General features: G+C 72.3%; 11 protein-coding genes. 7 read left to right on the forward strand and 4 right to left on the reverse strand.

Annotated features, from left to right (window positions below; all coding sequences use genetic code 11):
* Nucleotides 1-40 precede the first annotated feature (40 nt).
* Together PUR71_RS12545 and PUR71_RS12550 are read left to right on the forward strand one after the other, a co-directional pair.
* Nucleotides 41-721 carry a TetR/AcrR family transcriptional regulator gene (locus PUR71_RS12545; protein WP_329927023.1) on the forward strand — a complete coding sequence of 227 codons (681 nt, stop codon included), beginning with the start codon at nt 41-43 and terminating at the stop codon, nt 719-721.
* Between the two features lie 86 nt (nt 722-807).
* Entirely contained in the window at nt 808-1,806 is a 999-nt protein-coding gene (locus PUR71_RS12550) for a YdcF family protein (protein ID WP_329927024.1), read from the forward strand.
* Nucleotides 1,807-1,882: 76 nt separating this feature from the next.
* Here PUR71_RS12550 and PUR71_RS12555 read toward each other — a convergent pair whose 3' ends face one another.
* Nucleotides 1,883-4,258 (reverse strand): Dyp-type peroxidase, encoded by a 2,376-nt coding sequence (locus PUR71_RS12555; RefSeq protein WP_329927025.1) that lies wholly within the window; start codon nt 4,256-4,258, stop codon nt 1,883-1,885.
* Nucleotides 4,259-4,297: 39 nt separating this feature from the next.
* Nucleotides 4,298-6,157: a galactose oxidase early set domain-containing protein gene (locus PUR71_RS12560; RefSeq protein WP_329927026.1), complete on the reverse strand. Its 1,860-nt coding sequence runs from the start codon at nt 6,155-6,157 to the stop codon at nt 4,298-4,300.
* A gap of 304 nt (nt 6,158-6,461) precedes the next feature.
* On the opposite strand from PUR71_RS12560, the gene PUR71_RS12565 reads away from it, so the two are divergent.
* Both PUR71_RS12565 and PUR71_RS12570 read left to right on the forward strand, forming a co-directional pair.
* Complete coding sequence (locus PUR71_RS12565) at nt 6,462-6,869, forward strand: hypothetical protein (protein WP_329927027.1); 408 nt, start codon at nt 6,462-6,464, stop codon at nt 6,867-6,869.
* A gap of 155 nt (nt 6,870-7,024) precedes the next feature.
* Nucleotides 7,025-7,456 carry a hypothetical protein gene (locus PUR71_RS12570; RefSeq protein WP_329927028.1) on the forward strand — a complete coding sequence of 144 codons (432 nt, stop codon included), beginning with the start codon at nt 7,025-7,027 and terminating at the stop codon, nt 7,454-7,456.
* A 31-nt stretch (nt 7,457-7,487) separates the two neighbouring features.
* Here the strand turns inward: PUR71_RS12570 and mca are convergent, their stop codons facing one another.
* Together mca and PUR71_RS12580 are read right to left on the reverse strand one after the other, a co-directional pair.
* Nucleotides 7,488-8,393: a mycothiol conjugate amidase Mca gene (gene mca, locus PUR71_RS12575; protein ID WP_329927029.1), complete on the reverse strand. Its 906-nt coding sequence runs from the start codon at nt 8,391-8,393 to the stop codon at nt 7,488-7,490.
* Between the two features lie 85 nt (nt 8,394-8,478).
* Nucleotides 8,479-9,933, reverse strand: a complete 1,455-nt coding sequence (locus tag PUR71_RS12580; protein ID WP_329927030.1) for an MDR family MFS transporter — start codon at nt 9,931-9,933, stop codon at nt 8,479-8,481.
* A 158-nt stretch (nt 9,934-10,091) separates the two neighbouring features.
* Here PUR71_RS12580 and PUR71_RS12585 point away from each other — a divergent pair, with 158 nt between their 5' ends.
* The 3 genes from PUR71_RS12585 (at nt 10,092) to PUR71_RS12595 (ending at nt 12,767) form a co-directional block, all read left to right on the forward strand.
* Complete coding sequence (locus PUR71_RS12585; RefSeq protein ID WP_329927031.1) at nt 10,092-10,799, forward strand: TetR/AcrR family transcriptional regulator; 708 nt, start codon at nt 10,092-10,094, stop codon at nt 10,797-10,799.
* A gap of 123 nt (nt 10,800-10,922) precedes the next feature.
* Nucleotides 10,923-11,603, forward strand: coding sequence for a DUF6445 family protein (locus tag PUR71_RS12590; RefSeq protein ID WP_329927175.1), 681 nt, complete (start codon nt 10,923-10,925; stop codon nt 11,601-11,603).
* Between the two features lie 45 nt (nt 11,604-11,648).
* A complete protein-coding gene (locus PUR71_RS12595; RefSeq protein ID WP_329927032.1) occupies nt 11,649-12,767 on the forward strand; it encodes an NAD(P)-dependent oxidoreductase in 1,119 nt (372 codons plus the stop codon).
* The last annotated feature ends 171 nt before the right edge of the window (nt 12,768-12,938 follow it).

Raw genomic sequence — 12,938 nt, forward strand, 5'->3', positions numbered from 1 at the left:
CGGAAGACCCGGTCCGACCACAGGAGGCATCCACACATCCATGCCGGAGAACGAGGGCACCACACCGGCGCTGACCAGGGAAGCGCTGGCGCAGGCGGCGCTGAAGGTCCTGGAACGGGACGGCCTCGCCGGGCTGTCGATGCGCAAGGTCGCGGCGGAGGTCGGCGTGAAGGCCGCCTCCCTGTACTGGCACGTGCGCAACAAGGAGGAGCTGATCGACCTCCTCAACGACGCGATCATGGCCAAGGCCGAACCGCCCCCGCGCGAGGGCGACTGGCGCGAGCAGCTGCACGGGTACTGCCGGCGCCACCGTCAGCTCCTGCTCGGCAACCGCGACGCCGCCAAGGTCGTGGCGGGCCGGATGGGCCTCGGCCCGCACATGCTCGCGATCCTGGAGGACCAGCTCGACCGCCTCCGCGCGGCCGGCTTCTCCAACGCCGACGCCGCGATGGTCACCTACCTGCTCGGCACCTTCGTGCAGGGCTTCGTGCTCCAGGAACAGGCACCGATCTCCGCCGCCGAGGCCACCGGCAGCAGCAGCCGCCGGGACGCCGTGGACGCGGCCGCCGACCGCTTCCGCTCCCTGCCCGCCGCCGAGTTCCCCACCCTGGTCGAACTCGCCGGCGACCTCACCGAACCCGACATGGACGCCCGCTTCGAGTTCTGCGTCGCCCGCGTCCTCGACGGCCTCGCCACCCTGCTCCCCCCGGACCTGCGGTAGCACGTCCTGACGCGAGGGGCACGGCCCACCGGCCTTGGTCTGCGCACGAGTTCAGGCCGGCGCGCGAAACGCCTACGATACGGGGCATGTTCGCCTACGCTCCGGCCGTCCTGTTCTTCGCCCTGTGCGGGATCGGCGTACTGCGCGACCGGCGCCGGTTCAGCAACGCCGTGCTGCTCGGTATCGCCGTCTCCTTCCTCTCGCTCGCGCTGCTCGCCGAACTGCGGCACGCTCCCACGCTGGTGGCCGAGTTGGCGGCGGTCGCCATCGTGGCGCTGCCGGCGCTCGGTACGGTGGCCCTGGTCTGGTTCCTGCTCGCCAACGGCGTGACCATGATCCGCAAGGAGGGCGTGCGGCCCGCCAACCTGCTGTCCCTGCTGGCCGGTCTGGGCATCCTCGCCGTCCTCGGCCTGCTGGTCCTCGCGGTCGCCACCGGCTCGCACCGGCTCGGCATCCTCGCGGTCACGTCCGTCCTGGTGGTCGGCTACGTCTCCTTCCTGTTCGTGTGCTTCGTCGGCTACGCGTTCCTCTACGGTCGTCACCGACCGCGCCGGGACGTGGACTTCGTCGTGGTGCTGGGCTCCGGACTGATCGGCGGCGAGCGGGTGCCGCCCCTGCTGGCCAGCCGGCTGAACCGGGGCCGCGAGGTCTACGAGGAGCAGGCCGCACGGGGCAATCCGCCGGTGCTGATCACCTCGGGCGGCCAGGGGCCGGACGAGAAGCTCCCGGAGTCCCACGCGATGGCCGACTACCTGGTCGAGCGCGGCTTCCCCGCCGAGCACGTCGCCCGCGAGGACCGCTCGCGCACCACCGAGGAGAACCTGCTCTTCAGCAAGGCCATCATGGAGGGCGCCAATCCCGACTACCGCTGCGTCGTCGTCACCAACAACTTCCACGCCTTCCGCGCCGCCCTCACCGCACGCAGGACCGGCGTCAACGGCCAGGTCTTCGGCTCCCCCACCGCCGCCTACTACTGGCCCAGCGCGACCATCCGGGAGTTCGCGGCCGTCTTCCTCTCCCACAAGCTCGTCAACTTCGGCATCTGCGGCTTCCTCGCCGTCTGCGGGATCCTCGCCGCGCTCTGATCGCGCCCACCGATCGGGTCCCGGCCGTCACGTGACGGCCGGGACCCGACGTCCTTTCCCCGGAGGCTCCGAAGGGCTACGGCCGGCGGCTCCACACCGCGGTCGGTCGGTCCTCGCGCAGCAGGTCGTCCTGGTGGTTGCCGCCGTGGTTGATCATGATGGTCCGGTACTTGTCCTGGTGGAACACCCAGTACCAGTGCTGGCCGCCGCTCGGGTCGTCCCGGCCGGGGACGGCCAGGAACGCGTCCACCCGCGTGACGCCCGCCAGCGAGCGCCAGAGGCCGGGCTGCCGGTCGTCCCGCTGGAGCCGGTCCGGGTACGCCCGGCCGGAGCGGCCGATGGAGATCAGCCGGTAGCGCTGGCCCACGGGGGTGGTGTGGAACAGCCAGTACCAGTGCTGGCCGTCACCGGCGGGCCGCATGTCGGGCACGGGCAGGAAGGCGTCCACGTGCGTGACGGGGGTCGTGCCGCCGAACGAGCTCCACCCGCTCACCGGCCGGTCCTCCGTCACCACCTGGCTCGCGTACGGCTCGGAGTCGCCGATCGAGACGTACCGGTAGACCTGGTTGCCGCCCACCGTGTGGAAGACCCAGTAGTCGCACGTCCCGTTGACGCGCTGCTGGTCGAACACCGGCAGGATGGTGTCGATCTGCGTGACGCCCCGCAGCGCGGGCCACGAGGAGTACGGCCCGACGTCCCTGATCGCGACCCCGGTGCGGTCGTCGACCGTCCCGGTCGTGAGCCGGCCGGCCTCGGCGTCGCCGACGCCGATCAGGCGGATCGTGCCCTGCTGGAACGTCCAGTACCGGCCGGGCACGTCGGGCAGCGGCAGGACGCAGTCCACCGGCAGGTCCTGCGCCACGACCGGCCGCTTGCCGTCGTCGGCGAGCTCGCCGTTGAGGCGGCCCTGGGCGAGCCGGCGCAGCGCGGTGATGGACGGGGTGAAGCAGTAGAGCGCGCCGCGGGTCTGGACGAACGGGCGGAAGTCCAGCACGGTGGTGGCCCGTTCGCCCGCCGGGGACCTGCCCTCCCAGGTGACCCGGCCGTCGTTCACAGTGGCGAGCTGGCCGCTGACCAGCGGGTCCGGTCCGGGCTTGGCCGTGCGGCCGGGCGGGAAGTCCGGGTCGTTGATCCAGTTGGCCTGGATGAACTCGAACTGGCCCACCAGGTCGGACTGGTAGCAGACGAAGAGCAGGCCGCGCTCGGCGTCCGGACCGGACCCGGGGACGTCGCTGGTCGGGTCGAAGGGCTGCCCGTAGGGGGCGCCGCGGCGCATGATCCGGCGGGCGTCGATGAACGACTCGTCGACCGGTACGCCGTCGACGAGCCCGGCGCGGGGGTTGGTCTTGCGCAGGTGGGAGAAGAGCGGGGTGATCAGACCGTCCGGGTCCTCCGGGTCGCCCAGGTACGTGAAGTCGTTGTCCGATCCGGCGCCCGGGTCGCCGGGCTGCTGGTCGGGGTACTTGCAGACCGGCGCGCCGTTGCGCCAGCGGCCCACCAGCCGGGCGGCCAACCAGTCCCGCCGGGTGTCCTCCGGCACGGCCTTGAGGTCCTTCAGGCGCCGCAGCTGGGCGTCGACCTGCGCCCACCACCCGGCGACGTCCTGCTCCAGGCGGCGCACCACCTGGAAGGAACCGTTGTGCATCCAGGCGGGGATGGTCTTGACGGCGGCCGTCTCCGGGGCGTGGGTCGCGGCGAGCTTCTTCCCGATGACGAACTCGCCGGCCGGAACGATCCGGGTGCCGGGGTGCTTCTTCGAGTAGAAGACCCGGTCGGCGCCCTCGCCGGTGAACCGGTTGGGATCCGGCTCGTCGAAGCCCTCGACCTCCGGCTCGCTGACGCCGTCCTTGAAGCCGAAGTGCTCCTTGCCCTTCTTGTCGCCCGCGAGGTGCCTGCCCTCCTGCTCGTAGACGACGACCGCGCCGGCCTGGCCGGCGGTCTGCTTCTGCTCCTTCACGGCGCTGTCGAGGCCTGCGGGCGTGTCGGAGGCGATGGTGAGCACCGCGTGGACGACGGGCTTGGTGGCGCAGCCGAACAGCCAGCGCTTCGGGTCGTTGTCGTCGGTGTCGCCGAGCGCGATCGAGCGCGACGGGTCGGCCGGGCCCTGGATGAACGCCTCCAGCGTGTCACCGGTCCTTGCCTCCGCCTTGAGGAGGTCCGGCTGACCGGTGATGAACTGCAGGCCCTGATAGGTGAAGCTGAGGCCCAGCCAGGTGGCCTTGAGCGCCGTCGGGTCGCTGCCGCCGGAGGACTGGCGGGCTTCGCTGAAGGTCTCGTTGAACCGGGCGACCTCCTGGGTGGTGGCGATCCTGGGGGTGATCTTCTCCAGCCAGCTCCGCGCCGCCGAGGCGTCGCTGAACTGGAGGAGCAGCAGGGTCATGTGGTCTTTCTTGAAGCCGGCGAGAATGTCGCCCTGGATATCGGTGTCTTGACGCAAACTCAGGTCGGGCATGGGGGGTGGGTCCGTTCGTTGCTCCGTCGGGCTGGGGGGTCAGGGGTTCGGTGCCAGCTGAATCCACTTCGCCACGCTGGGCACCCCTGCGTCGTTGAGGAGGAAGAGCATGTACCAGCCGGGCGGGGCGTCCGCGGCCGAGGCCGGGCTCTGGAAGACGAGTTGGCCGCCCGCGCGGCTCACCAGCTTGAGCTCGAGGCGGCGCTGGCTGGTGTCCACCGAGTGGGTGGAGGTGATGGGCGCGAGCAGGACGGCGCGGGCGGCCTGGGTCGGCGAGTTGGTGTTGATCCGGAAGGTGGTGCCGTAGCCCACCGGGTCGGTCGGCGCGGTCCGGATGTCCGGCCGACCGCCGGGCTGGTGCAGGTACGGCGGCTCGTAGATCTCGATGGTGCCGTTGTTGCCGGACTTGATGTCCGGGTTGTTGGCGATCTGCTGGAGCTCGTCGCCGGTGACCATGATCCGGCCGTCCGGCAGGATCACCGCGTTGGAGTGGTACCCGCGCGGCAGCCGCTGCTTCGGGCCGAGGGTCCAGTTCCCGTCGGCGTCCCGGAGTTCGACCTGGCGGAACCGGTCGTCGGGGACGTTCGGGTTGTAGTCGCCGAGGCCGTAGTCGCGGATGCCGACGGCGCCGTTGACGGTGAACAGGTTTCCGTTGGGGAAGATGAGCGTGTCGTCCTGGGCTCGGCCGAGGTTCCTCGGCTTCTCCTTCGTCCACTGGCCGCCCGAGAACTTGAAGGTGTTCGGGTCCTTGTGGTTGCCACCGAGGACGAGCACCGAGTCCGGCCCGTTCTGACCGTTGGGCAGGGCGACGGCCGAGCCGTACAGGCGGGAGAAGTTGTCGGGACGGCTGGGCAGCGTGTCCCGGGTCTCGTTCGCCGGGTCGAAGACGAACTGCTGATCCGAGCTGCGGCCGAAGCCGTAGATCTTCCCGTCCCGGAGCGAGAACAGGTGCGGGTAGTCCATCCGGTAGGGCGCGTCGGCCTTCCACTGGTCCAGCGCGATGCCCTCGGGCACGCTCGACCTGCCGTAGGAGACGTCGATGCCCTTGGCGGGGAAGCGTTCGACGACCGGCGTCGGGGTGCCGAAGCCGAGCTCGGACTGGCCGGACATGATGGTCTGCCGCCCGTCGGCCCCCGTGACCACGGACGGGTACCAGCGGCCGACCGACATGTCCTGTTCCTGGTGCCAGGTCTCGGTCCACGGGTCGAAGACCAGGGCGAGCTTGGCGCCGGTGCCGCCGTTGCCACCGAGGTTGCCGCCGAAGACGCCGACCATGCCGTTGGGCAGGTAGGAGTGACCGGCGCAGAAGAACGGCGCGGGGCGCGGCTCGTCCAGGCCGTCCGGCATGTTGACGACCGGCGGCGGGACGGCCTGGAAGGCGCCCGGATCGGTGTCGTTCGTCGGCGGCGTCCACAGGTAGGCGCGGCCCGCGTTCTGCCGGCCGATCACGTCGGTGGGCGCGGTCTCCTTCTGCGGGTTGTCCTCGACCGACTCGAAGGAGAAGATCAACACCTTGCCGGTGGGCAGCAGGGCGATGTGGTCCCCGTACTCGGGTGAGGGGATGTACTGCTTGAACCGGCCGAACTGCGCCGGGTCGAAGGCCGCGTTGGCCTGCGCCTGGGTGGAGGTCAGCATGTTGAAGCGGTTGGTGCGGGTGGTCTGCGGATAGCCGGTCTGGACGGCCCGCAGGCCGATCCGGTCCCGCGCCATCCCCTCGGCGGCCGGGCGCCCGAACGCGGCCACCTCGTCGGCCCGGAGCTCGGCCCGCACCTGCTCGTCGCTGATGCGCGGCGCGCCGGCCCCGGCGAAGGGGTCGGTCACGGCGGCGGCCACCGGGGCGGGTGAGGTCAGGATCGTGGTGGTCGACAGGGCGACGGTGACGGCACTGGCCGCCAGCACCGCCCGGAGTCTTCTGCGCGGGGCTCTCGGTGGCGCGGCGAGCGGGATGGTGGGTGGTGTGGGGGGTGGTGTTCTGCGTGGCATGGGATTCCTCGCGACATGTCGGTCAGGGCTGCCGGGCAGCCGCACGGATGACAGCGATTCGCGGCCAGTAGAGCACGCTTGGTAGTCGTTCGTGAGCAGACACCCCAGTAATGCCATGATCGACTGCCGACACACCGTCACTGTGCGTGTTGCCTGGCGGCTCATCAGCACCGTGCTGAAATGGCCGCGGACCCCCACCCCCGGACCCCAGGAGTGCCTCGTGCCCAGGAAGACCAGGATCGCCGTGACCCTCGTGACGGGAGTCGTCGTGCTCGCCGCCACGAGCGGCAGCGCGGCGGCGACGTCGAGCATCCTCGCCCCGCAGTCGGTGACCGGCCCCACCCTCCGGGGCGGCGCCGACGGCAAGCCGCACGAGTTGCTCTGCCCGCCCGACGAGAGCGTCTACGGCGGCGGGTTCAGCGTGACCCCCGGTGAGAACCGCCGATTCGACCGCCACCCGACCGACGTCCTGGAGAACCGCCCCAACGACGACGCCACCGGCTGGATCGTCGCCGTCCGCAAGGACGACTGCCCGCCGGAGGGCCAGAAGGGCGAGCCCCTGCCCGCCGACCTCACCATCCGCATCGTGTGCACCGACGGCGAGAACAACACCAGCCTCGGCGGCTGACCCCCGTCCGGCCGGCAATCCCCACGACGCCCCCGCCGCCCACGGACCGGATCGGGCGGCCTCGACGCCCCGATCCGGTCCCGGCCCCCTCTCGGCTCTCCAGCCCCCTCCCCCTCCGCTCGTCCGTCGAGCGCGGGCCGCCCGGGATCGCGCACGTGGTGGTGACGTGCGCGTACAGCTTGCCGGTCTCGGCACCGATCACCGTCTCCTGGCAGACCGTCAGGGGCGCGGTGTGCTACCAGGTGTTCCGCGACGGCTCGCGGCCGGCACCGCCACCAGTACCTCCTTCACCGACACCGGGCTCGCCCCCGGACACCTCGTACATCTATACCGTGGCGGCGGCGGAGGCATCGGGCACCATGGAGGCCAAGTCGGCGGTGGTGACGGCGAGTACGAGCGGCAGCGCGCCGCGGTGCTTCACCGCCGACAACGACGCCCAGGTGCAGGCCGGCCGCGCCACCCCAAGCGGCGGCTTCACCTACGCGCCCGGCTCCGGGCAGAGCGCGGGGCTCTGGAACACCTTCGTCACGCACCCCCTGAGGCAGACCGCGCCGGGCTACTGCATCCCCGTGGACGGTCAGTGCTGACAGTGCCGAACGACCCATCCGCCGCCGCCTCTCACGATCGCAGTCCCTCGAACAGGTCGGTCTCGAAGTGGTCAGCCCCGGGCGGGTCCGTCTCCCGTGTGCCGGTCACGACCGGCACACGGGACTGGGCGAGGTGGTAGTCCTCCGTCGGCCAGACCTCGCGCTCGATGTCCCTGGGGTGGGCCATGAAGGCCACCCCGGGCTCGACCTGGGTGGCGTGCGCGAGCATCGCGGCGTCCCGGACCGCGAAGTGCTCGGCGCACGCTATCCGCGTGGTGGTCGCGAGGGCGGGCGGGGTGTCCGGCCAGTCGGCGAGCAACTCGCCCATGGCCGAGGGGACTCCGCGTTCCGTCATCGCGTCGTGCAAGGTCTGGAACCAGGCCCGGGAGAGCGCCAGGTGGTAGTAGAGCTTCGCCACCTGCCACGGCTCCCCCGCCTCCGGGTAGCGGCCCGGATCGGCGGCGGCCTCGAAGGCCTCGACCGCTACCCGGTGCGTCATGACGTGGTCCGGGTGCGGGTACCCGCCGGTCTCGTCGTACGTGATCACGACGTGCGGACGGAACTCCCGGATCAGGGAGACCAGCGGGGCCGCGGCCACCGCCAGCTCCTGGGCCGCGAAGCAGTCCTCGGGCAGGTCCTCGCCGGGGCCGGGCATCCCGGAGTCGGTGAAGCCGAGGAACCGCTGGCGCACGCCGAGGATCTCCCGGGCCGCGGCCATCTCCTCGCGCCGGATCCGCGGGAGATCGGCCCGCACCTCCGGCCGGTCCAGCGCCGGGTTGAGGACGGAGCCGCGCTCGCCGCCGGTGCAGGTGGCCACCAGGACGTCGACGCCCTCCGCCGCGTACCGGGCGAGCGTGGCCGCGCCCTTGCTGGACTCGTCGTCGGGGTGGGCGTGGACGGCGAGCAGGCGGAGTCCGCCGGGGTGCTTGGTGAACACGAGAGCTCCTTGGGTGTTGATCAATGAGGTGAGCGAGCAGGACTGACGGGCCGTTCCCGGAGGAGGCGGTCGACCTGGCGTGCCGTCAGGCCTGCCTTCGGGTGCCGGAGTAGAGCAGGGCGGGGGCTATCGCGAGGGCGGACAGGGCCAGCACCCACCGGAAGGTGTCGCCGAAGGCCGCCGCCGGGTGGCCCGGGTGGCCCGTCCGGGCCTGCTGGAGGACCAGCGTCAGGACCGCGGTGCCGAGGGCGCCGCCGAGCCGGTTGAGCACGTTGACCGCGCTCGCGGCGGCCGGCACCTGGGCCCTCTCCACACTGGAGTAGACCGCCGCCATCCCCGGTATGAGGATGATCCCCATGCCCACGCCCCGCAGTGCCAGGGAGCCGACCAGCAGCCAGTCCGCCGGTCCGCCGCCCGCGCCGATCCGGGTGAAGGCGAGCGTGCCGAGGAGCGAGCAGACGATGCTGAGCAGGATCAGCGGGCGCGGCGCGAACCGGTCCGCGATCCGCCCCGCCAGCAGCGAGGTGACCGCCGTGCCGAGGGCCTGCGGCGCCAGGAGCAGCCCGGCCTCCACCGCGCCGACGTGCTCCACCTGCTGGTAGTAGAGCGGCACCAGGAACATCGAGCTGTACAGCGCCGCGCCCTGGAGGAAGGAGTTCGCCGTCGCGACCGCGAAGCCGCGCCGCGCGAAGAGGCGGAGGTCGATCAGTGGCACCCAGCCCCCGCCGGCGGCCGGGCGCAGTACGTGCCACCCGTACGCGAGGAGGAGCAGGGCCCCGGCCCCGGCCGCCAACGGCCCGGCCCAGCCGCCGCCACCGATCTCCGAGAGCCCGTAGACCAGGCCCGTCAGGCCCGGAGAGAGCAGCGCCAGGCCGACGCCGTCCAGCCGCGGACGGGACTGCGCCGGAGCACCCTCCGACGCGAGCCAACGGAGCGCCAGCAGTACGGTGAGCAGCCCGACCGGGACGTTCAGCAGGAACATCCAGCGCCAGCTCAGGTGGTCCAGCAGCACCCCGCCGAGGATCGGGCCGAGGACGGGCGCGAGGCTGATCGGGAGCAGCAGCGTGCCCATCACCCGCCCGATCCTGGACGGCCCGGCCGCCTGCACCATGAGCGTCTGCCCGAGGGGCTGGATCATCCCGCCGCCGATCCCCTGGAGGATCCGGAAGGCGATCAGACTGCCCGTCGACCACGACAGCCCGCACAGGGCGGAGCCGAGGACGAACAGCACCACCGACGCGAGCCAGGCGCGCCGGGTGCCGAACCGCCCGGCGGCCCAGCCGGACAGCGGCATGACCAGGGCCATCGCCAGCAGGTACCCGGTGGACACCCACTGGACCGCCGCCAAGGGGCCGTGCAGGTTGCGGGCGACTGAGTCGATGCCGACGGTGACGATCGTGGTGTCCAGCAGCGCGAGCACCGGACCGAGCGCGAGCACGGCGCCCGTCTTCATCAGGCCGGGCGGCAGCGGCTCCCGCCCGACGGCAATCGCCCTCCCCGTCGCCGGTTCCGTCCTCACCACGGTGACCTTCGCGGTCATGGCCCCTCCCCTGAGTCCGAGTTCGCGCCCTCGGCGATACGGCCGAGGACCCCTCCGACGGCCCTTCCGACCGCCGAGACAGAACTTAGGTCGAACCCATCGATTAGGTCAAGCCTAATTTCTGTGCTCGACCCAGCGAACTGCGCTAGGCTCCCTCCATGACCGACAGCACCCCGAACCTGCGCGAGCTCAACAAGCGCCGCACCCGCGAGGCGATCTCGCACGCCGCGACCAGGCTCTTCATCGACCGGGGCTTCGAGCGCACCACCATCGCCGAGGTCGCGGCGGCCGCCGGCGTCGCCAAGATGACCGTCACCAACCACTTCCCGCGCAAGGAGGACCTCCTCCTCGACCTGCACGAGCAGATCGTCGCCAGGCACGCCCGCGCGGTCGCCGACCGCGCCCCCGGCGAGTCCGCCCTCGCCGCGCTGCGCCGCGCCTGCCTGGCCGAGATCGACCGGCACGACGCCGCGATCGGCTTCTCCGGCGAGGCGTTCGCCCGCACCATCGCCGAGAGCCCCGCGCTGACCGCCCGGCTGCGCGAGCTGCACGAGCAGAGCGAGACGGCGCTCGCCATCGCCCTGACCGAGGCCGCCCACGTGCCGCCGGGCGACTTCGAGTGCCGGGTCGCCGCCGGCCTGCTGGCGGCCGTCCCCCGGGCCGTCTCCACCGAGGTCTTCCGCCGCACCCTGGCCGGGGAGGACCACGGGGCCATCGCGGCGGCCGTCCGCCCGTCCGCCGCCCGCGCCTTCGACCGCCTGGAGGGCGCCCTCGGCGACTTCGCCATCCGAGCCGACGGGGCCGACGGGGCCGACGGGGCCGAGTCCAGCACGGCCACCGAGGAGGCCAGGGAAGTCATGGAATGACCACGAACCGGCGCGCACGCCGGCCCGTGCCGAACGCCCGCACCCCGATCGCCACTTGACGAAAGGTTGACCTGTTCACGGCAGATAGTTGACGCCCGCCGCCCCTATCGTCGGCCCATGCCCATGCCCCCACAGCCCATCAGGCCGACGGCCCTGCCGGTCCTCCCCTACCGCAAGCCCACCCGCGGCCGGGACTACTGGGTCCTGGACGACGTCCTGCCCGATCCGGACGCCGTCCGCGAGCGCGTCCTCGCCCGCGGCGACTGGACCGAGGGCTACCCGCACCGCCCGGAGACCTGGCCCGGCCTGCGCACCATGCCCGGCCTGGAGCCCGGCGAGCTGGCCCGCGTCGAGGCGCAGGTCCGCAAGGCCACCGGTGCCTCCCGACTCTGGGTCCAGAGCACCCCGGGCGGCGGCACGCTCAACCACAACTGCGTCCAGGTCGTCGGCGCCGGCGAGTCGGAGTCCCGTCCGCACACCGACTCCCGCGCGCTCTGCCGCTACGCCGCCGTGCTGTACCTGAGCCCCGGCGCCCCCAAGGACGCCGGCACCAGCTTCTACCGCCAGCAGTTCCCCGGCGGCCGGCTCGGCGGAAACCTCGTCAACGCGCCGCACAACAACCTGGTGGAAGCGCTCGGCACCCGCCACGTGCCCGCCGACCACTTCACCGAGGACGTCCGAGTCCCGAACCGCTACAACCAGCTGCTCCTCTACCACGCCAACCTCATCCACAGCGCGACCACCTATTACGGCACCGAACTGGCGGACCGCCGGATGACGGCCGTCTTCTTCTGGATGGCCTGACCAAGGCGCGACGGACGACCCGACCGAACGGCACGCACCCGCACCATGGACCACCCGCGCATCCTCCTGCTCGACGCCGCCCCCGGCCCGCTCCTCGACCTCGAGCTGGAGCGCCTGACCGGCCACCGCCTGGCCGTCACGCTCAACCTCCGACGCGTCGAGGACCGGGACGGCGCCCGGTCCGCCTGGTCGGAGCGGATCGAGTTCACCGACCTCGATCCGTTCGACGAGGCGGCCCTGATCGCCGAGTTCCGCAGCGGCCCGGGCTACGACGCGCTGAAGTCCCGAGCGGGGGTCCCCCTGCGCGCCGCCTTCCTCGCCGAGGCCACAGCCCCGACGACACCCAAGACCAAGACCACGGCCACGCCCCCCGAGTGCCCCCGCCCGCTGCGGGTGATCGGCCGCGCCGGAGCCGGCACCGACCACGTGGACCTGGCGGCCGCGGCCAGGCACGGCGTCACCGTCACCCACACCCCGGGCTCCAACGCGAACGCCGTCGCCGAGTTCGCCCTGGCCCAACTGCTCGCCCTCACCAGGGATCTGGCCGCCCACAGCGAGAGGTCCCACCGCGGCGCCTGGGGCGCACCCGCGACCCCGCCGCGCGAGCTCTCCGAGCTCACCCTCGGCATCGTGGGACCGGGCCTGATCGGCACGGCCCTCGCGACCCGGGCCTCCGCCCTCGGCATGACCGTCCAGGCGCACTCCCGCCGGCCCACCGCACCACCGCTACGGCACGTCCCGTCCCTCGACGCCCTCCTCGCCACCAGCGACGTCGTGTCCCTGCACCTCCCGCTCACCCCGCAGACCCGCGGACTGATCGGCCGGCGCGAACTCGCCGTGCTCCGACCGGGATCGATCCTCCTCAACACCGCCCGCGGCGGCATCGTCGACGAGGAGGCCCTCGCCGACGCCCTGCGCGACCCCACCCACCCCCTCGCGGCCGCCGCCGTCGACACCTTCGCCCACGAGCACACCACCTTCGCCTCACCCCTGTTCGGCCTGCCCAACGCCCTGCTCACCCCGCACATCGCCGGCATGACCCGAACGGCCATGGCCGAGGCCGCCGTTCGCTGCGCCGACCACATCGCCGCGCTGCTCTCCGGTCGCCCCGAGGGCATCCCCGTCGTCACCTCCGCCCTGGGCGCGACGCCGCCCAGGCGCTAGCACACCGCCCCCTGTCCTCCAGACGCTGGTCCACGGTGCCGGGCGGAACGAGTTCCGGTTCTCCACCTGGCTCCAGGGCGAACGGGGCGGACCGACTTCGTCGCAGCGGGCGACCGGCTCACGTACAAGGAAAGCCCACTGGTCGTCACCCGCTTCGGTCTCGGTCGACAA

This window comes from Streptomyces sp. SP17BM10, from assembly GCF_036322405.1.
Taxonomy (GTDB): domain Bacteria; phylum Actinomycetota; class Actinomycetes; order Streptomycetales; family Streptomycetaceae; genus Kitasatospora.